Genomic DNA, 19,572 nt, shown 5'->3' on the forward strand with positions numbered 1-19,572 from the left:
TCAGTGGGGCCAGTAGGTGCGGGTCCAGGTGGTGGGGCCGGGTGGGGGCAGGGGGTGGGGGGTGCGGTGGGCGGGGTCGGCCCAGGAGGTGGTGGGGTGGGGTGCGCCGGGCGGGGTGGTGGCCGCCGCGGCGCGGGCGTGGACCACCGCCAGGGCGGCGGCGAGCTCCTCCGGGGTGGGGTTGCCGTGGACGACCTTGATCACAGCGGCTCCTTGCGGTCCGTCCTCGCGGGTGTTGGTGCAGAAGGTCACAGGGGGATGTTGCCGTGTTTCTTGGGCGGCAGGGTGGCGCGTTTGGTGCGCAGGTGGCGCAGGGCGCGGGTGATGTGGGCGCGGGTGTGGGAGGGGGCGATGACGGCGTCGATGTAGCCGCGTTCGGCGGCGATGTAGGGGTTGAGCAGGGTGTCTTCGTACTCGCGGACCAGGCGGGCGCGGGTGGCGTCGGGGTCGTCGGCGGCGGCGATGGTGCGCCGGTGCAGGATGTTGACCGCGCCCTGGGCGCCCATGACCGCGATCTGCGCCGTGGGCCAGGCCAGGTTGACGTCGGCGCCCAGGTGTTTGGAGCCCATCACGTCGTAGGCGCCGCCGAAGGCCTTGCGGGTGATGACGGTGACCAGCGGCACGGTCGCCTCGGCGTAGGCGAAGATCAGTTTGGCGCCGCGGCGGATGATGCCGGTGTGCTCCTGGCCCACCCCGGGCAGGAAGCCGGGCACGTCCACGAAGGTGAGCACCGGCAGGTTGAAGGCGTCGCAGGTGCGCACGAAGCGGGCGGCCTTTTCGGAGGCGTCGATGTCCAGGCAGCCGGCCAGCTGCAGCGGCTGGTTGGCCACCACCCCCACCGGATGGCCCTCCACGCGGCCGAAGCCGGTGAGGATGTTGGGGGCGAACAGCGGCTGGGTCTCCAGAAAGTCGCCGTCGTCCAGGACGTGCTCGATGACGGTGTGCATGTCGTAGGGCTGGTGGGCGCTGTCGGGGATGAGCGCGTCCAGCTCCGCATCCTGCGCGGTGAGGCTCAGGTCGGCCTGCTGGGGGTAGGCGGGGGGGTCGGAGAGGTTGTTGGACGGCAGGAAGCTCAGCAGCTGCTGGACGTAGTCGATGGCGTCCTTTTCGTCGGCGGCCAGGTGGTGGGCGACGCCGGAGGCGGTGTTGTGGGTGCGGGCCCCGCCCAGTTCCTCGAAGCCGACGTCCTCGCCGGTGACGGTTTTGATCACGTCGGGGCCGGTGATGAACATGTGCGAGGTCTGGTCGACCATGATGGTGAAGTCGGTGATGGCCGGGGAGTACACCGCGCCGCCGGCGCACGGGCCCATGATCAGGCTGATCTGGGGGATGACGCCGGAGGCGTGGGTGTTGCGGCGGAAGATCTCGCCGTAGGCGCCCAGGGAGGCGACGCCTTCTTGGATGCGGGCGCCGCCGGAGTCGTTGATGCCGATGACGGGGCAGCCGGTTTTCAGGGCGAAGTCCATCACCTTGATGATTTTCTGCCCGTACACCTCGCCCAGGGCGCCGCCGAAGACGGTGAAGTCCTGGGAGAACACCGCCACCGGGCGGCCGTCGACGGTGCCGTAGCCGGTGACCACGCCGTCGCCGTAGGGGCGGGTGCGGTCCAGGTTGAAGTTGGTCGAGCGGTGCCGGGCGAACTCGTCCAGCTCCACGAAGGAGTCCGCATCCAGCAGCAGCTCGATGCGTTCCCGCGCGGTGAGTTTGCCCTTGGCGTGCTGTTTTTCCACCGCGCGCTGCGAGCCGGCGTGCGTGGCCTGCCGGATACGGCGCCGCAGATCCGCCAGCTTGCCCGCAGTCGTATGAATGTCGATGTCGTCCACCGGCGTTGGTTGCGCAGTCACTGCTTGCTCCCGTCGTTGTCGATACGGCCGACGCCCGTCCCCGCGAGGGGCGGCAGCGCCGCGCCCAGCGGAGGACGGGGGAACCGGCGGGCCGGCCCGTGGACCGGGCCGGGCGCGGCACCGGTGAGCAGGGCGGCGAAGGGCTGCCCGGTCACGGGCACCGGAGAACCAGAGGGCACTTCATGGGCAAGGGCCATGGGATGCCTCCGAGGTCGAGGGCGAGAGAGCCGAGGGGCACAGGGCGTGGGTCCCAAGGCGGGGTGTCCTGGTCGGAAGGAGGGGGGCCTGGTCAGAAGGTGTCCTGCGGGACGTACACCCCCCAGACGTCGCGCAGGGCATGGCAGACCTCGCCGACCGTGGCGCGCAGCCGCAGGGCCTCGCGCATCGGGGGAAGGACGTTGTCGGTGCCCTTGGCAGCGGTGCGCAGGGCGTCGAGGGCACGTCGGACGGCGTCGTTGTCGCGTTCCTTGCGCAGCGCGACGAGGCGTTCGCACTGGTCGATCTCGATCTGCGGGTCGACGCGCAGCGGCTCGTACGGCTCCTCCTCGTCGAGGACGAACGCGTTGACGCCGACCACGGTGCGTTCCTTGTTGTCGATCTCCTGTGCGATCCGGTAGGCGGAGCGTTCGATCTCGGACTTCTGGAAGCCCTGCTCGATCGCCGCGACAGCGCCGCCGCGGTCCTCGACGGCCTGGATCAGCTCCAGGGCCGCCGTCTCGAGCTCGTCGGTCATCGCCTCCATGAAGTAGGAGCCGGCGAAGGGGTCGACGGTCTTGGTCACATCGGTCTCGTGGGCGATGACCTGCTGGGTGCGCAGGGCCAGCCGCGCCGCCTTCTGGGTGGGCAGGGCGATGGCCTCGTCGTAGGAGTTGGTGTGCAGGGACTGCGTTCCGCCCAGGACCGCGCCCAGGCCCTGCAGGGCGACCCGGACGAGATTGACCTCCGGCTGCTGGGCCGTCAGCTGCACACCGGCGGTCTGGGTGTGGAAGCGCAGCATCTGCGACTTCGGATTCCGGGCGCCGAACTCCTCGCGCATGATGCGCGCCCAGATACGGCGGGCGGCACGGAACTTCGCGATCTCCTCCAGCAGCGTGGTGCGGGCGACGAAGAAGAACGACAGACGCGGAGCGAAGTCGTCGACGTCCAGGCCGGCGGCGATCGCGGTGCGCACATACTCCTTGGCGTTGGCGAGGGTGAACCCGATCTCCTGCGCGGGTGTGGCCCCGGCCTCGGCCATGTGGTAGCCGGAGATGGAGATCGTGTTCCAGCGCGGCAGCTCCTCGCGGCAGTAGGCGAAGATGTCGCTGATCAGCCGCAGGGACTGCTTGGGCGGGAAGATGTAGGTGCCGCGGGCGATGTACTCCTTGAGCACGTCGTTCTGGATCGTTCCGGCCAGCCGGCTGCCCGGGACACCCTGCTCGGCCGCGACCAGCTGGTAGAGCAGGAGCAGGGTCGAGGCCGGCGCGTTGATCGTCATCGACGTCGACACCTTGTCGAGCGGCAGGCCCTGGAACAGGATGCGCATGTCCTCGATCGAGTCGATCGCCACCCCGACCTTGCCGACCTCGCCCCGGGCCATGGGCTCGTCGGAGTCGTAGCCCATCTGGGTCGGCAGGTCGAAGGCCACACTCAGGCCGCCCGTGCCGGCGCGGACCAGCTCGTGATAGCGCTCGTTGGACTCCTTCGCGGTGCCGAACCCGGCGTACTGCCGCATCGTCCACGGCCGGCCGGTGTACATCGACGGGTACACGCCGCGGGTGAACGGGAACTGCCCCGGGGCGCCCAGCTTGGCGTCCGCGTCGAAGTCCGTCAGTGTCCCGGCGTCGTAGACCGGTTGGATCGGCAGACCGGACTCGCTGCGTGCGAAGGAACCCACGTCGCTCTCCTCTGGTACTCAATCTCTTGTCGACGGTACTCAGTACCATTCCGGTGGGCAAGTGGTCACCGGGGGCCAGAGCGGGGGAGGATGGGCGATCATGAGTAAGCCAGCCGCGCGAACCCGGCTCGCGGACGCCGCCTTCGCCCTGTTCGACGAGCGCGGATACGAGCAGACCACCGTCGACGACATCGCCGAACGGGCCGGGGTGGGCCGCACCACCTTCTTCCGGCACTACCGGTCCAAGGAAGACGTCATCTTCCCCGACCACGACCGGATGCTCGAACAGATCAAGGACCGGCTGGCCACCTCCAGCCATGAGACCGCCCTGGCCGCCGTCTCCGACGCGGTCCGCCTGGTGCTGCTGCACTACCTCGAGGAAGGCGACCTCGCCCGCCGGCGGTACCGGCTCACCAGCAAGGTCGCCGCGCTCCGCGACCGCGAGATCGCCAGTGTGGCCCGCTACCAGCGCCTGTTCCGCGAGTTCATCGCGAACTGGATGGGGGACTCCACCGAGTCGGCCTCGCTCAGGGCCGAGCTCATGGCCGCGTCCGTGGTCGCGGCCCACAACCATGTGCTGCGCCGATGGCTCCGGGGCGAGTCCCCCGACCCGGTCGCGGAGGTCGACGAGGCGATGCGCGAGGTGCTCGCCCTGTTCCGCGGTCCCCAGTCCCGTCCGGAGACCGGCGACGGCGGCACCATGGTCGTCGCCTTCCGGACCGGACAGGACATCGACACCCTGCTCCCCGCGCTGCGGCGCCTCGTCGAGGGCGAACCGGGCAACAAGTGACCGTCTCGGGGACCTTGGAGTCCACGAGACCGCTGTCCTGGCATGGCCGCCGGCTCCTCGCCCGTCCACCGGTCGCCCGGCGCGGCACCCACAGGTCCCCCAGCCATTGCCTTTGTCCCGCCGCAGAACCCGGCTGACGTGCGGATCCGTTGCCGTGAAGCCCCTTGGCCGACGGCGCGAGAGAATGGGAGACACACACCCAACCGACTCGAAAAGAGGAGGAGAGGGGATGACTACGGCAGCCGAGACCGTGCTCGAGCCCACCGAGCGGGTGCGGGCCCGGAAGAAGCTTTCGGACGCCGCTCTGACCACGCTCGAGCCCACGGAACGCGTGCGAGCCCAGAAGGGGCGGTACACGACAACCCGGAGCGGGCACGTGAGCACCAAGAGCGGGGGAGGGGGGACCGGAGAGGCGCACCCTGACGGCGGGGGCATCCACCTGCGCACCCACACGTTCCACCTTCCGGTTCCGATCCCGTACATCAGCCTGAAGAAGATGCCCGCCCGTCTGGAGGACCTCCCCGCCCGTCTGGAGGACCTGCCCGCGCGTCTGGAGCAGGTACCCGCCCGTCTGGAGCAGGTGCCCACCCGGGACCTGGTCTTCTACGGAGGCCTGGGAGCGCTCGCCGTGGTGGGGGCTCTTGACTGGCCGGTCGCTCTGGCCGTCGGGGGAGCCACCTGGCTGGTGCGCAGCAGGCAGAAGGACAAGCAGAAGGAGAAGCGCTGAAACACGGCAGAGCCAGTGGGAAGCGGCGCCCGGCAGCACACACTGTCGGGCATTCCCTGTGCCTGCCCGATCACGGAGGTGGCCCGATCACGGATGTGCTCTCGGGCACGGGACCGCACCCGAAAGGGGCTCCGGCCCGGACGAGAGCGGCAGGACAGACGAGAGCGACAGGACAAGGAGGCGCTCACGGTTCGCCGGCGAGCCTGAGGGGACCCACGGCTGACAGGGCGCGACCCGCCTGATGGTCCAGCGGCCCGCCGGACCTGTCCGGGGTGTCACCGCTGGGGGAGGGCGAGTTCACGGCCGCGGTAGAAACCCTCCCGCTCCTCGACGACGTACGGGGCCATGGCCGCTCGTCGCTGCGCCTCCGCTTCGGAGGACCGCCAGGCGTCGCACGCCTCCTGGGAGTCCCAGAACGACACCCCGGTGACCTCCTGCCCGTCGTCGGACCAGTACGCGTACGAACGGTGCAGGCCCTGCGGAGGGGAGACCGGACGCCACGCCCTCTCGAACTCCTCCAAAGTGCCCGGCCGAAGGCGGCGTGTCGTCACCCAGACGAAGTGTTCCTCCATTGCAGCTCCTCCGCGACGCCGGTTCGGCCCGTACTGGCCGGCCCCCGGGGATCACCTCGGTCCCGAAGCGTGCCGCGGATCGGGACCGGGCCGCGCGGAGCCCGTCAGTGCTGCCGTACTGTCGTGTCAGGCGTGGTCCACCAGCTGGGCGTGGCCCTTCTGCCGTGCGCAGTGGGCGCAGCAGAAGAACTGCCCGTTCGCCTGCATCCCGTGCCCCAGAATCCGGCAGTTGCAGTTGTCACAGATCGGAGCCATGCGCTGGGCCGCGCACTCCAGGCTGTCGAAGATGTGCACCTGCCCGGCGGCCCGCAGCTCGAAGGCCATCTCGTAGTCGTTGCCGCAGACTTCGCACACTGCCATGGGCCATTCCTCCACCTGCGTTCCGTGGCGGAACCGAGCCCGCCGACATATCCACGAGCCTGTGCCCAGCCCCTCGGCGGCGCAACTCCACGAGTGATGCCCTGACCCGAACGGCGGAACGTCCCGCAGGCCCCGGCTCCCCGGGACTGCCTCGGCGGACGAACCGGGCGTGGATGACGTCGATTCGGCGACCGCACCCCGGGACCGGACGCCGGACTGCGACACGCCGGACGCCGTCCGTCCGACGGCGATCGGGTGACACGAGGGTGACACGACGACAGCCCGGATGTGCGGGAACACGGAACGGGCTCCGCCTGCCGGAAGCAGGCGGAGCCCGTCGTGGTGACGGAGCACGGGAACCGGCCGTCGCCGCCGCTCACCGCGGCTGCTCGCCGGCAGTTCCCCGCCGTCGGCCTTCCGGAACCTATGACGTACGGCCTTGGGAGCCGGACGCTTCGAGTGCGTGGGTGAGGGTGGCCGCGTCGTGGGGTCCGGTGTGGCGGCGGGTGCCGATGAAGAAGGTCGGGGCGCCGTCGGCGCCGCTGGCCTCGGCGCTGGCGACGTCGGCGCGGATGCGGGCGGCGGTCTGCTCGGAGTCCAGGTCGCGCAGGAAGATCTCGATGTCGAGCCCGGCCTGGACGGCGTAGCTGATGATGTCCTCGAACTCGAGGCGGTCTTGGTGGGTGAAGAGCAGGTTGTGCATCCGCCAGAAGCCTTTCTGGGCGTCGGCGGCGACGGCGGCCCGGGCGGCGAGTTCGGCGTGCGGGTGCACCTCGGGCAGCGGCAGATGCCGGAAGACATAGCGCAGCCGGTCGCCGAAGTGCCGGCGCAGCTCCTGGGCCACCCCGGTGGCATGCGCGCAGAAGGGGCACTCGTAGTCGCCGTACTCCACCAGCGTCAGCGGCGCGTCCACCGGCCCCTGGATGTGGTCTCGGGCCGGGTCGACGGGGCGGTCGAGGAGGCGGGGCAGGTCGGCGTCGGCCTGCCCGCCCAGGAGTGCGGCCAGCCGGAAGACCGCCCAGCCCAGGACGGTGGCCAGCACCGCCGCCAGCAACACCCCGACGGTGGCCGGGGCCAGCAGCGGCGTGCCCTCGAAGGCCAGGGAGGCGATCAACAGCGAGACGGTGAAGCCGATGCCGGAGAGCGCCCCGCCGCCCAGCACATGACCGGCCCCGACCCCGCGGGGCAGATCCCCCAGGCCCAGGCGGGCCGGCAGCAGCGCACCGGCGGAGATGCCGAGGAACTTGCCGGCCACCAATCCGACCACCACCGCCCAGGTGACCGGGGAGGACAGGGCCTGCGTCAGCACCCCGCCGCGCAGGTCGATCCCGGCGTTGGCCAGGGCGAAGAGCGGCACCACCCCATAGCTCGCCCACGGATGCAGCACTGTTTGCAGCCGCTCGTTGACCGACACCGCCCGCTTCAGCCCCCGCCGCGCACTCAGACCCACCCGCGCCTGCGGAGACTGACGGAAGGCCCGGAACAGCCGGGCGGCCCGCTCCACCGCCTGCCGGGTGGGGGCATGGGCGGGGATGAGCAGCCCGCCGATCATGCCGGCGATGGAGGCATGCAGCCCCGCCTGCAGCGTCGCCAGCCACAGCGCCACCATCACCAGCGCATACGGGGCAGCCCGCCACACCCCCAGCCGGCCCAGCACCGCCAGCACCCCGCACAACACCACGGCCGCCAGCAGTGGTTGCGGGTGGAGGGCGTCGGAGAAGACCAGACCGATCACGGCCACCGCCACGATGTCGTCGATGACGGTGATGGCCAGCAGAAACACCCGCAGCTGGGTGACGAACCGGGGACCGACCAGGGCCAGTGCGCCGAGCAGGAAGGCGGTGTCGGTGCCGATGACCACCCCCCACCCCTGCAACGCCTGGCCGGTGGGGGCGATGGCCGCGTACAGCAGCACCGGCACCAGCATGCCGCCCAGGCCGGCCAGGGCCGGGATCACCACCCGCCGCCAGTCGGCCAGCACCCCTATGGAGAGCTCGTAGCGCACCTCCAGGCCGATGACGAAGAAGAACAGGGCCATCAGCCCGTCGTTGACCCAGTGCGCCAGGTCCATCGACAGCCCCACCCCGCCCACCCGGAACGACGCCTCGGTCGCCCACAGCCCTGCATACGCCTGTGACCAGGGCGAATTCGCCCACCCCAGGGCCACCACCACAGCAGCCAGGAGCAGGCCCACACTGCCCGCCTCGGTACTGAGAAACGACCGCGCCGGGCCGGTGAGCTGCGCCACCAATGTGCGCTTCGAGGCCGAGGTCCGAGAGGTTCGGGCGTTGTTCTTCCGCATCACCGCTCCCACCGTGCCGTCCCGCTGCTCCCGTGGATGTCTCCGTTCCGGTGGCGGGGCGTCGGCCGCCTTTCGGGGAGGGGATCCCGGACTGCGAGGAGACCCTGGGGAGCGCGGTGGTCCCGATGGCGTGTCGTGGTCACGTGATCACCGTCCCGGGGAAGCCGAAGTGATGCCGTTCCGCCCGGGGTACGGGAGCCGCGTACGTCTCGGACTCCAGGGCGGGAAGGGCGCGGCCTCATGGGCGCAACGGCGGGATGGCCGGATCACGGTGCGGGTGTCCTCCGACGGGTCAACCGGTCACCGGCCCGGGCAGGGCGTCCCAGGGCACCCGTCGGGAGCGCAGGTCGGCCCGGATGCGCTGGGCGAGCTTTCGGGTGTCACGGCGGTTCAGCGAGGCACCGATGGCCGCACCGACCATGAAGGGCGTCAGCACGGGGAGTCGGCGGACGGAGAGACGCAGCAGACGCCGGCGTACTTCCCTTCTCACCCGGATGCCGAGCACAAGACCGGCTGCGGGGACCGGCTGTGCGATGGTCAGGCCGCGTCCCTTGGTCCATTCCGCGAGATACAGCGCGGCACGCTGTCGTGCGGTGCCAGGAGCCCGCAGGCCGTAGACCTCGTGCAGTTCGGCGATGAGCTTGAATTCGACGGCCGCCGTCCCGAGGACGCCCGCGGCCAGCTCCGCGGGCATGGCCAGAGGTGTGGGCAGCGCGGCGACCGACCCCACGCCCGCTCCCACGGCCCCGGCGCCCCGCACGGCACCGGTGACCAGGCGATCGGCGATCTCCTCCGGGCCGAGACCGGGGAAGTACCGGCGCAATGTGGTCAGATCGCGGACCGGGATCCGCGGAGCCGTTTCGATCAGCCGGCCCGCGAGAGAGGGCGTGAGAGAGAACACGGAAGAGAAGGGAAGGGGCGGCCCTGCAGGGCTCCTTGCCACGGGCGACATCGCATCCTCTCCGTTCCGTCCTCCCGCCCCGGCGGCGCCTTCGTCCCCCGGCGCCTGCCCGTCCACCCCCCGTACCCACTGGTACGGCATCGATTCGCATGCCCGGTGGAATGTGTCTGCCGGGAGATCCCCGTGCCCACCGGTACATACTTGACACGAGAGAACTCAAGTTTTATTCAGGCTACATAGGCAAGTCAGGTCCGAAACCGCAGTTCGCAGCGGGCGGGAAGGTGACCTGAAGGGAGGTACCGGGCCTGTGCACGGTGCTGGGCGGAGCCCTCGGCCACGGGCGAGACGATCACCTCTGCCTTCCGCCGCCGGGTGAGGGGACCGTGCCCCGGCACCCGGGTGGATGTCGTCGCGGCGGAACGGTTCAGACGGGTGCAGTCGGCGTACAGGACGGCGCTGCGGGGCCCTGTGCGATGCGCGGCCCGCGATCAGGTGTACGGCCGGGCTCACGAGTCACGGCCGGCCCCACGAGCCCGCGGACCACTCGACAGACCAGGGCGCGCAGGCTCCGGCGCCGCTCCGGTGCATCGCCGCACTCGGCACCGCGACCTGTGAACCGCCCCCGCGCACGGGGCCGGTCCCTCGGCAGCCCCGCCGGCGGAACAGGGTTCCGGCCGGCGTGACATGGAGACACGAACGAGACACGAACGAGGCACGGACGAGGCACGGACGAGGAGGGAGAACACAGATGGCGCGTGCGGTCGGTATCGACCTCGGTACGACGAACTCGGTGGTCTCGGTCCTCGAGGGCGGTGAGCCCACCGTCATCACCAACACGGAGGGTGCCCGGACCACCCCGTCGGTCGTGGCGTTCGCCAAGAACGGCGAGGTGCTGGTCGGCGAGATCGCGAAGAGGCAGGCCGTGACGAACGTGGAGCGCACCGCGCGTTCCGTCAAGCGGCACATGGGCGATCACGGCTGGCGGTTCCCGGAGCACGGCGACATCGACGGCAAGCGGTACACCGCGCAGGAGATCTCCGCGCGTGTGCTGCAGAAGCTGAAGCGGGACGCGGAGGAGTACCTGGGCGAGGAGGTCACCGACGCGGTGATCACCGTGCCGGCGTACTTCGACGACACCCAGCGGCAGGCGACCAAGGAGGCCGGTGAGATCGCGGGCCTGAACGTCCTGCGGATCATCAACGAGCCGACGGCCGCCGCGCTGGCGTACGGACTGGACAAGGAGAACGACCAGACGGTCCTCGTCTTCGACCTGGGCGGCGGCACCTTCGACGTGTCGTTGCTGGAGATGGGCGAGGGCGTCATCGAGGTGAAGGCCACCAATGGCGACACGCACCTGGGCGGTGACGACTGGGACCAGCGGATCGTCGACCACCTGGTCACGCGGTTCAAGAACCACTACGGCGTCGATCTGTCCAAGGACAAGATGGCCGTGCAGCGGCTGAGGGAGGCGGCGGAGAAGGCGAAGGTCGAGCTGTCCAGCTCGTCGGAGACCACCATCAACCTGCCCTACATCACCGCGTCCGCCGAGGGCCCGCTGCACCTGGACGAGAAGCTGACCCGGGCGCAGTTCGAGCAGATGACGGCGGATCTGCTGGAGCGGTGCAAGGTGCCGTTCCGCAACGCGATCAAGGACGCCGGGATCAAGGTGTCCGACATCGACCACGTGGTGCTGGTGGGCGGTTCGACACGGATGCCCGCCGTCACCAGCCTGGTGCGGGAGCTGACCGGCAAGGAGCCGCACAAGGGCGTCAACCCCGACGAAGTGGTGGCCGTGGGCGCCTCGCTGCAGGCCGGTGTGCTCAAGGGCGAAGTCAAGGACGTCCTGCTGCTCGACGTCACCCCGCTGTCCCTGGGCATCGAGACCAAGGGCGGCATCATGACCAAGCTGATCGAGCGCAACACCACGATCCCGACCCGGCGTTCGGAGATCTTCACCACGGCCGAGGACAACCAGCCGTCGGTGACCGTTCAGGTCTACCAGGGCGAGCGGGAGATCGCGGCCTACAACAAGAAGCTCGGCATGTTCGAGCTGACCGGCATCCCGCCCGCGCCGCGTGGAGTGCCGCAGATCGAGGTCACCTTCGACATCGACGCCAACGGCATCATGCACGTCTCCGCCAAGGATCTGGGCACCGGCAAGGAACAGAAGATGACGGTGACCGGCGGCTCGGCCCTGCCCAGGGAGGACATCGACCGGATGATCCGCGAGGCGGAGCAGCACGCGGAGGAGGACCGCAGGCGGCGCGAGGCCGCGGAGACCCGCAACCGGGCCGAGCAGCTCGTCTACCAGACCGAGAAGCTCATCCAGGACAACGCGGACAAGATCCCGGGCGAGGGGAGGAACGAGACCGAGACGGCGCTGACCGAGCTGAAGGAGAAGCTGAAGGACGAGAACGCGGACACCGCGGCGATCCGGCAGGCCACGGACCGAGTGGCGCAGGCGGCCCAGAAGATGGGCGCAGCGCTGTACGAGCAGGCGGGCGCGCAGCACCGGACGGCGGCAGGGAGCTCCGCGTCCGGTGAGTCCGGCGGGTCCGGCTCGGACGACGAGGTGGTGGACGCCGAGATCGTCGACGACGAGCCGAAGGCGAGCTGATGATGGACAAGGGCCATCTGCGGAGCGATGACCCCGCGCAGTTGCGGCGTCTGCTCCAGGAGCGCACGGACGACCTGCAGCGGGTGAAGGCCGAGTACGACAACTACCGCAAACGGGTGCGCCGGGACCGTATGGCCGTGCGTGAGATCGCGGTGGCCAACGTCCTGCGCACCCTGCTGCCCGCCCTGGACGCCGTGGATCTCGCATGCGCCCATGAGCCCATGACGCCGGGACTGCAGCACATCGCCGACACCCTGCGAACCCAGCTGGGGTCCTTGGGACTCGAGGCGTTCGGGCAGGAGGGCGATCCCTTCGATCCCGCCTGCCACGACGCCGCGGCCCATCACATCGCCCCGGATGCCGGTCGTCTGGTCTGCACAAAGATCCTGCGCCCCGGTTACCGGCTCGGTGACCAGCTGCTGCGTCCGGCCCATGTGGAGGTCACCGGGCCGCCTCCGCCGGTGAGGAGTGCGCCGGCGGACAGCCGGAGAGAGGACATCGACGGCACCAGAGAGGACGTCGGCGACACCGGGGGAGGCAAGAACCGTCTTCACCTCGCCGGCGGCCCCGCCGGTACCGGAGACGGCGAACCGGAGGCCCTGGACGGGCCGGCGGCTCCGTCGGCCTGACCCCCTCTTCACGAGCTCCACGGAGACCTTGCCGGTGCGCCCGGCGCGGACCGGCGAGAGGCGCCGGGAGCATGCTTCGGGGCCCGGGCAGTCTGCCCGGGCCCCGAAGCATGACCTGCGAGGGGGAGACCCCCGAGGTCAGTTGTCGAGTTCCTTGCGTTCGCTTCCACCGCTGATGGCGATCTTGCGGGGCTTGGCCTGCTCGGCGACCGGAATCCTCAGCCTCAGCACACCGGCCTCGTAGGAGGCGTCGATCCGCTCGGTGTCCAGGGTGTCACCGAGGAACAGCTGTCGGCTGAACGTCCCCGCGGGCCGCTCGGTGATCACTGTGTCGGTGTTCTCGCCGTACGCCGGCTTGCGTTCGGCCTTCACGGTCAGGACGTTGCGCTCGACACCGAGGTCGATGGACTCCGGGTCCACGCCCGGCAGGTCGAGTTCGACGAAGAACGTGTCACCGTCGCGCCAGGCGTCCATCGGCATGCCGGCAGGGTGGGCGGCCGTGCCCCACATCCGTTCGACGAGCCGGTCAAGCTCCCGGAAGGGATCCGTCCGCATCAGCATCAGCACCCCTCCTTCGCGTCGTACTCCGTGTCCCTACCTTCTACCTCTTATGTACCACGCCGCTGGAAAGTTAACAAGAGTGGACTCAACTTTTTTCGTGAGATCCCAATGGCGGGGTCGCGCAGCCGAGTAGCGGTGACCTCCGGGTGCCCTGGTCGACTGTGCAGGAGGCGGGAACTGTATGTCGATCTGTGCTGCTTTGCGGCTTCGAGGAAGAAAGTTGAGTCTGCTAGTGTCAGTTTCTTCCATCGCTTCCTTGTCAATCATTGTGCGATTGGCTATATGAAGAAAGTGTCATCGCCGTCGAGTCCACGGGAACGCGGGCTCGACTCCACCGCACAGGAAAGGAGAAGTGGGACATGCTCGTGCGCGCCGGTGCCCTTGGCGATCTCGACCGTCTCCTGCATCAGCTCGCGCACACGGCCGCTTCCCCGTCCGGTGCCACCATTCCGGTGGATGCCTGGCGCGACGACGAGGCGCTCTACCTGCAGTTCGACCTGCCCGGCATGGACCCGGCCGGTATCGATCTGACCGTCGAACGCAACACGCTGACCCTGGTCGCCGAACGCCCCTCGCCCTTCCCCGAGGGCGCGCAGCCGATACTGACCGAACGTCTCACCGGCCGTTTCACCCGCCGCCTGGACCTCTCGGACGCCCTGGACACCGACGCCCTCGAAGCGCGATACGACCACGGTGTGCTCACCTTGCGCATCCCGCTGGCCGCCCACGCCAAGCCGCGCAAGATCGCCATCACCAACGGCACACGCAAGCAGCTGACCACCTGATTCCCTCTGCGGCGACGCGGGTCCCTCGGCGCCCTTCCGCGGAACGCAGGCTCTGGTGGCGGGAAGCAGGCCGGCAGTACAGGCACCGGCGGTCCGGCCCACGCGCTCTTCTGGGCCCGGGCCGGCCGTCACGGGCCCGGTTGCGTCCCGGGCGCCGGGAATGTCCCGGCCGGTGGGTGCGCGGGTGCCGGGCCGTTTTGTCTCCGCGCTCCGCCCGGCACCGACGACTGCTCCGGACCCGTCGCGGTCCGCCTGGGCGAACCGGACAAGGCCCGGACGGGGCGGGCGGCGCAAGCAGCTGGGCCTGGTCCCCGGAGCTCCGCCGGGTTCCGTGATGTCCGGCAGACTCCTGTGGAACCGGCCCAGCCGATGCCGGGGTACTCGTCAGTCCCCGGTCGTGATCTCGATACGGCGTGGCTTGGAGGCCTCCGCCTTGGGAACGGTCACCGTCAGTACGCCGTCGCTCAGCGTCGCGCTGATGCCGTCGGCGTCGAAGTCGCCGGGAAGCAGCGTGCGGTGCTCGAAACGGCCGACCCTGCGGGTGCTGTGGCGCAGCAGCCCGGTGCGCTCGCGTTCCGTGTACTCCCCGCTGATGACCAGCTCCCGGTCCATCACCTCGATGGTGATGTCGTCGCGCTTGAGGCCGGGGACCTCGACCTCGATCCGGTAGGCGTCATCGGTCTCGGTGAAGTCGGCCAGCGGTGTCCAGGCGGTGCCCTCGGTCAGGGCTCCGCCCATGGCGGATTCCAGCAGGTTTCCCATCCGGTTGAACAGCTCGTCGAACTCGGCCAGCGGGTCCTTCCAGCCGGGAATGAGCCGCCCGGTGAGCCCACCGGGGGCACCGCGTCGTACGGGCAGGGCCATCGCAGTCACCTCCGTGCGCGTTTCGCTCGGGTGTCGACTGGCCTCAGTACCCCTGACGGTGCCCCTCACACGGCAGGCGGAGGACCGGCCGGGAGAGCTGCGGGCGCACGTCGGTGCCGTCACGGCCGGCACATGCGTGGTCCGGGACGAGCGGGGGCGCGAAGCGTGCTCCGGACCCGGGCTCGTATGGCAGCGTGTGCGCGGCATGCGTGCCACAGGGGGCGCAACGGCGGCGGAGCGCCCCCCTTCTCACTCGGAAGCGTCGTCCTCCACCTGGTAGACCTTGGTCCAGGTGGTTCCGCAGCGGCAGTAGGAGTGCTCCACGAGCTCACCGTCCTCGGTGACTCCCAGCCCCTGGTTGATGCGAACGTGCACGTGATCGGACATGACAAACCTCCGTCTCGTCGGCCCACCGCCTGGAGAGCGGACCGAGCCCTACATCCTCCGAGGCAGGGCAAAAGCCGTATAGGAGCCACGTCACACCGGCAGACGGTGCAGGGGGTGCGTGTTCGGGCGTCGTATCGCTTCGGATGCCGCGGAACGCCGGCGGCCGTCACCGATGCCGGGACCGCTCAGGCGGCTGACGACCCGCCACGCACATGGCCGCTCGCTGCCGGGTAATGAGGCTGGCAGCCGGGCCGGGCCGTCGGCTCCGGGCAGCACGCCGGACGGACTGCCGGGACAGGTCCGGGACCGCCGCGGCGGGGTCCATGCGGCCGGGGTGATGAACCGCACGGCTCGACCGGCCTCATGCCGGACATGTGCCGGGAATCACGACCTCCCCTCGGGGCACGACCTTGCTCCTCGGCTGTCCGCAACCGCTCGAGCGACCCTGAGCCGGTGGCGAACGGCAGACGGACGAAAGGCCCGGCCCCCGGCCTCTTGCCCGGAGAACAGAGCCGGGGACAGTGTCCGAGGGCGACGTTCGAGGGCAACGCCGACCGGGCACCCGGCTCCGGGACGGATCCGGCCCGGCGAGCCGGACACGGACACACCGGGGAAATGACGCGGCAGCGGGAAGCCGCCCATGTTCTACGACCTGCTCAAGTACGTCCTCCTGGGACCGTTGCTGCGGCTGCTGTTCCGGCCGCGGGTCGAGGGGCTCGAGCATGTTCCGGCGGAGGGTGCGGCGATCGTCGCCGGGAATCACCTGTCCTTCGTGGACCCCCTCCTCATGCCCGCGGTCCTGAAACGGCGCATCACGTTCCTGGCCAAGGCGGAGTACTTCACGGCGCCGGGGCTCAAGGGCCGGCTGACCGCGCTCGTCCTCCGCGGCGCCGGGCAGATCCCGGTGGACAGGTCGGGCGGGGCCGCAGGACAGGCGGCGCTCCAGGCGGGGCTGGGAACACTGGCGAAAGGAGAACTGCTCGCGATCTATCCGGAGGGCACGCGGTCCCCCGACGGCCGGCTGTACAGGGGCAAGGTCGGGGTGGCGGTGATGGCGCTGGCCGCGCGGGTGCCGGTGATTCCGTGCGCGATGGTGGGAACGTTCGGGATCCGCCCTCGACGTGTCCTGCCGAGACCTTCGCCGGTCACGATCCGTTTCGGGGAACCGCTGCACTTCTCGCACCGGGCGGGGCAGGAGCAGCAGAAGGCGGTGCTGCGGGCCGCCACCGACGAGATCATGGCCGCGATCCTGCGGCTGTCGGGCCAGGAGTACGTGGATCGGTACGCGGCCGAGGTCAAGGCCGAACAGGCGAAGAGGCGACGGGGCTGAGACGGCGACAGGGCTGAGCCCCTGCGCCCGGCGACACCGAACGAGCGGCGCGGGCTTCCGCTTGCCCCTGACGACACCGGGTACTCAGCCGGGGACGGAGCCCTGGACAGTGGCCCGTTCGAGCAGGGATTCGAGCAGGGAAAGGAGTGAGAACGGATGACGCTTCCCGCCCGCCGTGACATCGGCAGCGCGCTGTGGAGCCCCTTCCGCGAGCTGGAGGAACTGCGCGAACGCATGAACACCTTCTGGACCCACGGCTTCGCCGGCGGCATGGAAGGCATCTGGTCGCCGCTGGTCGACCTGGAGGAGACCGACGACGCCTATCTGGTCGAGATCGAACTTCCCGGCGTGAAGAAGGACGACATCTCCGTGGAGATCGAAGGCGGAGAGCTCGCGGTCCACGGTGAGGTCAAGGAAAAGGAACGGGAGGGCGTGGTGCGCAGCCGCATGCGCCGCACCGGCCGGTTCGACTACCGCACCACCCTTCCGCGGGGCGTCGACGCCGACCGCGTCCAGGCCGACCTCAGCAACGGCGTTCTCACCCTGAAGCTCCCGAAGGCCGAGGAGGCCAAGCCGCGCAGGATCGAGATCTCCGGCTGACCACAACCGCCTCCCCGGCAGCCGGAGAAGGCACCGGCGGCCGGGGAGGAGCACACCTGCGCCGCTTCCGGAGATGGCCGGTCCGGCAAGGAGAGTCCCGGCAAGGAGAGTACCGATGACCGTCCAACCATCCCCGAAGGTCGACCGTCCCGTCGTGGGCTCCTACCCGACGTACGAGGAGGCCCAACGGGCCGTCGACTTCCTGTCCGACAGCGGATTCCCCGTGGAGCGCACCGCGATCATCGGCTCCGACCTGCGCATGGTGGAAACCGTGCTCGGCCGCCTGACCCGCGGCCGGGCCGCCCTGGCCGGCGCGGGCTCCGGAGCGTGGTTCGGCCTGCTGATCGGGCTGCTGCTGTCCCTCTTCGCCACCAGTCCCCACAGCGCCCTCGTCCTCCTGCTCGGCGGCATCGTCCTCGGTGCCGTCTTCGGTGCCGTCTTCGGTTTCATCGGTCACTCCCTCACCGGGGGCCGCCGCGACTTCGCCTCCCGCAGCCAGATCGTCGCCGCCCGCTACGACGTCGTCGCCGAGGCACAGGTGGCCGAGGAGGCGAAGAACATGCTGATCAAGCTGGGGTGGCGGGAGTCCTGACGAACCCGTGCACGGCAGGCGGCAAGACGCCGGTTCAGGCTGCGCCGGCCGGAGCCGGTACTCGGCCCGCGCGAGCCCGTACAGTAATCCGGACGACCCCGAGGGAGATCCGGAGACCATGCCCGAGCGGAACAGACAGTTCGGCCTGTACGGCGCCCGCGGCATCAAGGGCCATGAAGCCGTCGCCCGTCAGCTGGACGCCCTGGCCGGCTACATCGCCACTCCCATCACCGTCCGGCGCGGCCTGCTCGCCCGCCTGCACTACCTCACGCGCACCGACCACGCCCGCCGCAGGGCGCGCAAGGCCGGCCTGACCGTCACCAACCGCACCCTGAAGGCCTGGCTGGACGGCAAACGCTCACCGTCGAAGGCGAACCTGGAACGCATCGAACAGGCCTACCGGACGGTGCGGCGGGAGAACGTCGCCCGTTACCTGCTCGCCCGTCTCAACCGTGAGGGCCGCGGCACCCGCGTCGAGATCCACCCCCTGGACCAGTCTCAGGTCGACCGGCCCCACCAGCGTGTCATCGAGTACCGCACGCTGAACGTACGGAACTGGGACCGCATCGTGCGGGCCTGGGCGGCCGGTGACGACCGGGAACTGGACGAGGCATGGGTCGACCAGATCGTCGACCTCGGATCCCAGTGGGGCCAGTACGAGTACGTCACCAACATCGGCTTTGCGGCATGACGGTGGCCGCCCCACCGCCCGCGCCCCGGCTCCCCGGAACCGGAGGCGGCTCAGCCGACGATCGGTGAGACGGCCACGCAACCGGCTGCGGACACCACGCCCTCACCGGACTTCTCGACCAGGGTCCTGCCCTTGTACACGATCTTGCAGGAGATGTTGCCGGCGTCGACGTCCACGGCCATCGGTACGACGGTGGGCGCCTCGATGCCCCGCAGCTTCACCGTCTTCCTCCAGGGCAGCGTGGGGTTGTTCACCGTCTCGAGCTTCGGGTTGGCCGCGTCCCCACCACCCGCGTTGAAGGTGATGGAGTCGACTCCCTCACCGGTCACCTCGTAGGTGACCTCGTACTCTTTGTCGACCTGCTTGTCGACTTCCTCGACCACCTCGTCCTCGACCTGCCGGGCGGTTTCCTCGGAGCAGGCACCGAGGCCGAGGGCGAGGCCGCCCGCGACGAACGCGGACACGATGCAGCGGCGCATGCGATTCATATGGAATGCTCCCCCCGATCACGCGAACTGTACAAGGGGAAGAAAACAGTTGAAGGACAAGAAGAGTCAACTTGTTATCAACTGTGCGATCCCACTGATAAGTTCCAACCGCTCTGCTTTCACTGAACCCCGGTGAAGCACTCATCTCGCCGCTTCTGAGCCGTAGTTGGCAGGGAGTACCTTGCTGATCGGCAGCTCGACCGCAGCCGGCAGCCGCGGGAAGCGACGGGTACGTAGTGCGCGACGGGGTGGCCGTACTCATCGCGGCCGTCAGCGAAGAGCGGCGACCAAGCGGTTCAGGACAGGAAGCACGCATCGCGGGCCACCGTCGTCCACCACGGCGGTCGTCACCGCGTGTTCCTGACGGACGCACCGCACACCACGCCGGCCCCGAGGGAGGCGAACAGCGGCAGGCCCGAACAACTGTCTTCGACGGCCCGTACGAGCGGGAGGCCGGCCCGACAGGAGCACAACGTCGAACAGGCATCGCGTCGTGCCCCGGAGCGCAGTGGACGACGTGCTCCCCGAACCAGCGGTGATTCCACTGATTTTCTGCTTTCTCGCTGATGTTCTGGGATAAATCGCTACGCTGGGGGGCCTTTGTCCTGCCGGTGACGGCCGTCCCTTGGTGGGCCTTGGTTGAGACCGGGCATTCA

At 69.8% G+C, this 19,572-nt stretch carries 22 protein-coding genes; 10 read left to right on the plus strand and 12 right to left on the minus strand.

Features of this window, described 5'->3' with window-relative positions; all coding sequences use genetic code 11:
* From ABD224_RS19040 to ABD224_RS19055, 4 genes are all read right to left on the minus strand, one after another.
* Complete coding sequence (locus tag ABD224_RS19040) at positions 1-252, minus strand: acyl-CoA carboxylase epsilon subunit (RefSeq protein WP_344051410.1); 252 nt, start codon at positions 250-252, stop codon at positions 1-3.
* Entirely contained in the window at positions 249-1,844 is a 1,596-nt protein-coding gene (locus ABD224_RS19045; protein ID WP_344051412.1) for an acyl-CoA carboxylase subunit beta, read from the minus strand. Before ABD224_RS19045 ends, ABD224_RS19040 begins: the two co-directional genes overlap by 4 nt.
* Positions 1,841-2,005, minus strand: a complete 165-nt coding sequence (locus tag ABD224_RS19050) for a hypothetical protein (protein ID WP_344051414.1) — start codon at positions 2,003-2,005, stop codon at positions 1,841-1,843. The genes ABD224_RS19045 and ABD224_RS19050 overlap by 4 nt, the downstream gene beginning before the upstream one ends.
* Before the next feature lie 128 nt (positions 2,006-2,133).
* Positions 2,134-3,720: an acyl-CoA mutase large subunit family protein gene (locus ABD224_RS19055; protein ID WP_344051416.1), complete on the minus strand. Its 1,587-nt coding sequence runs from the start codon at positions 3,718-3,720 to the stop codon at positions 2,134-2,136.
* A gap of 100 nt (positions 3,721-3,820) precedes the next feature.
* On the opposite strand from ABD224_RS19055, the gene ABD224_RS19060 reads away from it, so the two are divergent.
* The 3 genes from ABD224_RS19060 to ABD224_RS29480 all read left to right on the plus strand — a co-directional run bounded on the left by ABD224_RS19060 (position 3,821) and on the right by ABD224_RS29480 (position 5,479).
* A complete protein-coding gene (locus tag ABD224_RS19060; protein ID WP_344051418.1) occupies positions 3,821-4,510 on the plus strand; it encodes a TetR/AcrR family transcriptional regulator in 690 nt (229 codons plus the stop codon).
* A 229-nt stretch (positions 4,511-4,739) separates the two neighbouring features.
* Positions 4,740-5,237: a hypothetical protein gene (locus ABD224_RS19065; RefSeq protein ID WP_344051420.1), complete on the plus strand. Its 498-nt coding sequence runs from the start codon at positions 4,740-4,742 to the stop codon at positions 5,235-5,237.
* Positions 5,234-5,479, plus strand: coding sequence for a snapalysin family zinc-dependent metalloprotease (locus ABD224_RS29480; protein ID WP_425581010.1), 246 nt, complete (start codon positions 5,234-5,236; stop codon positions 5,477-5,479). Before ABD224_RS19065 ends, ABD224_RS29480 begins: the two co-directional genes overlap by 4 nt.
* 33 nt (positions 5,480-5,512) lie before the next feature.
* Here ABD224_RS29480 and ABD224_RS19070 read toward each other — a convergent pair whose 3' ends face one another.
* From ABD224_RS19070 to ABD224_RS19085, 4 genes are all read right to left on the minus strand, one after another.
* Positions 5,513-5,809 (minus strand): antibiotic biosynthesis monooxygenase, encoded by a 297-nt coding sequence (locus ABD224_RS19070; protein WP_344051422.1) that lies wholly within the window; start codon positions 5,807-5,809, stop codon positions 5,513-5,515.
* A gap of 126 nt (positions 5,810-5,935) precedes the next feature.
* On the minus strand, positions 5,936-6,169 hold the full coding sequence (locus tag ABD224_RS19075) for a hypothetical protein (RefSeq protein WP_067400606.1): 234 nt from the start codon (positions 6,167-6,169) through the stop codon (positions 5,936-5,938).
* A gap of 424 nt (positions 6,170-6,593) precedes the next feature.
* Positions 6,594-8,471: a Na+/H+ antiporter NhaA gene (gene nhaA / locus ABD224_RS19080; RefSeq protein ID WP_344051426.1), complete on the minus strand. Its 1,878-nt coding sequence runs from the start codon at positions 8,469-8,471 to the stop codon at positions 6,594-6,596.
* Between the two features lie 292 nt (positions 8,472-8,763).
* On the minus strand, positions 8,764-9,372 hold the full coding sequence (locus ABD224_RS19085) for a hypothetical protein (RefSeq protein WP_344051428.1): 609 nt from the start codon (positions 9,370-9,372) through the stop codon (positions 8,764-8,766).
* 748 nt (positions 9,373-10,120) lie between these two features.
* Between ABD224_RS19085 and dnaK the strand changes: the two genes are divergently transcribed.
* A complete protein-coding gene (dnaK, locus tag ABD224_RS19090; protein ID WP_344051430.1) occupies positions 10,121-11,989 on the plus strand; it encodes a molecular chaperone DnaK in 1,869 nt (622 codons plus the stop codon).
* On the plus strand, positions 11,989-12,618 hold the full coding sequence (grpE, locus tag ABD224_RS19095; RefSeq protein ID WP_344051432.1) for a nucleotide exchange factor GrpE: 630 nt from the start codon (positions 11,989-11,991) through the stop codon (positions 12,616-12,618). The genes dnaK and grpE overlap by 1 nt, the downstream gene beginning before the upstream one ends.
* 138 nt (positions 12,619-12,756) lie before the next feature.
* On the opposite strand, the gene ABD224_RS19100 is transcribed toward grpE, so the two are convergent.
* Positions 12,757-13,179: an Hsp20/alpha crystallin family protein gene (locus ABD224_RS19100; protein ID WP_344051434.1), complete on the minus strand. Its 423-nt coding sequence runs from the start codon at positions 13,177-13,179 to the stop codon at positions 12,757-12,759.
* A 359-nt stretch (positions 13,180-13,538) separates the two neighbouring features.
* Here ABD224_RS19100 and ABD224_RS19105 point away from each other — a divergent pair, with 359 nt between their 5' ends.
* Positions 13,539-13,964, plus strand: a complete 426-nt coding sequence (locus ABD224_RS19105; RefSeq protein ID WP_344051436.1) for an Hsp20/alpha crystallin family protein — start codon at positions 13,539-13,541, stop codon at positions 13,962-13,964.
* 384 nt (positions 13,965-14,348) lie between these two features.
* Here the strand turns inward: ABD224_RS19105 and ABD224_RS19110 are convergent, their stop codons facing one another.
* Positions 14,349-14,828, minus strand: coding sequence for an Hsp20/alpha crystallin family protein (locus ABD224_RS19110; RefSeq protein ID WP_344051438.1), 480 nt, complete (start codon positions 14,826-14,828; stop codon positions 14,349-14,351).
* Positions 14,829-15,077: 249 nt separating this feature from the next.
* On the minus strand, positions 15,078-15,215 hold the full coding sequence (locus tag ABD224_RS19115; RefSeq protein WP_344051440.1) for a hypothetical protein: 138 nt from the start codon (positions 15,213-15,215) through the stop codon (positions 15,078-15,080).
* Positions 15,216-15,855: 640 nt separating this feature from the next.
* Here ABD224_RS19115 and ABD224_RS19120 point away from each other — a divergent pair.
* The 4 genes from ABD224_RS19120 to ABD224_RS19135 all read left to right on the plus strand — a co-directional run bounded on the left by ABD224_RS19120 (position 15,856) and on the right by ABD224_RS19135 (position 18,428).
* On the plus strand, positions 15,856-16,545 hold the full coding sequence (locus ABD224_RS19120) for a lysophospholipid acyltransferase family protein (RefSeq protein WP_344051442.1): 690 nt from the start codon (positions 15,856-15,858) through the stop codon (positions 16,543-16,545).
* A 156-nt stretch (positions 16,546-16,701) separates the two neighbouring features.
* A complete protein-coding gene (locus ABD224_RS19125; protein WP_344051444.1) occupies positions 16,702-17,145 on the plus strand; it encodes an Hsp20/alpha crystallin family protein in 444 nt (147 codons plus the stop codon).
* Positions 17,146-17,260: 115 nt separating this feature from the next.
* Positions 17,261-17,737 carry a YflT domain-containing protein gene (locus tag ABD224_RS19130; protein ID WP_344051446.1) on the plus strand — a complete coding sequence of 159 codons (477 nt, stop codon included), beginning with the start codon at positions 17,261-17,263 and terminating at the stop codon, positions 17,735-17,737.
* Between the two features lie 118 nt (positions 17,738-17,855).
* Positions 17,856-18,428, plus strand: a complete 573-nt coding sequence (locus tag ABD224_RS19135) for a transcriptional regulator (protein WP_344051448.1) — start codon at positions 17,856-17,858, stop codon at positions 18,426-18,428.
* A 50-nt stretch (positions 18,429-18,478) separates the two neighbouring features.
* Here ABD224_RS19135 and ABD224_RS19140 read toward each other — a convergent pair whose 3' ends face one another.
* Entirely contained in the window at positions 18,479-18,916 is a 438-nt protein-coding gene (locus ABD224_RS19140) for an MmpS family transport accessory protein (protein ID WP_344051450.1), read from the minus strand.
* Between the last annotated feature and the right edge of the window lie 656 nt (positions 18,917-19,572).

Source organism: Streptomyces thermoalcalitolerans (assembly GCF_039525155.1).
Lineage (GTDB): Bacteria > Actinomycetota > Actinomycetes > Streptomycetales > Streptomycetaceae > Streptomyces > Streptomyces thermovulgaris.

Coding starts and splice junctions, on each gene's coding strand:
- ABD224_RS19060 (WP_344051418.1), top strand. CDS start 3,821: ATGAGTAAGCCAGCCGCGCGAACCCGGCTCGCGGACGCCGCCTTCGCC.
- ABD224_RS19065 (WP_344051420.1), top strand. CDS start 4,740: ATGACTACGGCAGCCGAGACCGTGCTCGAGCCCACCGAGCGGGTGCGG.
- ABD224_RS19070 (WP_344051422.1), bottom strand. CDS start 5,809: ATGGAGGAACACTTCGTCTGGGTGACGACACGCCGCCTTCGGCCGGGC.
- ABD224_RS19075 (WP_067400606.1), bottom strand. CDS start 6,169: ATGGCAGTGTGCGAAGTCTGCGGCAACGACTACGAGATGGCCTTCGAG.
- nhaA (WP_344051426.1), bottom strand. CDS start 8,471: ATGCGGAAGAACAACGCCCGAACCTCTCGGACCTCGGCCTCGAAGCGC.
- dnaK (WP_344051430.1), top strand. CDS start 10,121: ATGGCGCGTGCGGTCGGTATCGACCTCGGTACGACGAACTCGGTGGTC.
- grpE (WP_344051432.1), top strand. CDS start 11,989: ATGATGGACAAGGGCCATCTGCGGAGCGATGACCCCGCGCAGTTGCGG.
- ABD224_RS19100 (WP_344051434.1), bottom strand. CDS start 13,179: ATGCTGATGCGGACGGATCCCTTCCGGGAGCTTGACCGGCTCGTCGAA.
- ABD224_RS19105 (WP_344051436.1), top strand. CDS start 13,539: ATGCTCGTGCGCGCCGGTGCCCTTGGCGATCTCGACCGTCTCCTGCAT.
- ABD224_RS19110 (WP_344051438.1), bottom strand. CDS start 14,828: ATGGCCCTGCCCGTACGACGCGGTGCCCCCGGTGGGCTCACCGGGCGG.
- ABD224_RS19115 (WP_344051440.1), bottom strand. CDS start 15,215: ATGTCCGATCACGTGCACGTTCGCATCAACCAGGGGCTGGGAGTCACC.
- ABD224_RS19120 (WP_344051442.1), top strand. CDS start 15,856: ATGTTCTACGACCTGCTCAAGTACGTCCTCCTGGGACCGTTGCTGCGG.
- ABD224_RS19125 (WP_344051444.1), top strand. CDS start 16,702: ATGACGCTTCCCGCCCGCCGTGACATCGGCAGCGCGCTGTGGAGCCCC.
- ABD224_RS19130 (WP_344051446.1), top strand. CDS start 17,261: ATGACCGTCCAACCATCCCCGAAGGTCGACCGTCCCGTCGTGGGCTCC.
- ABD224_RS19135 (WP_344051448.1), top strand. CDS start 17,856: ATGCCCGAGCGGAACAGACAGTTCGGCCTGTACGGCGCCCGCGGCATC.
- ABD224_RS19140 (WP_344051450.1), bottom strand. CDS start 18,916: ATGAATCGCATGCGCCGCTGCATCGTGTCCGCGTTCGTCGCGGGCGGC.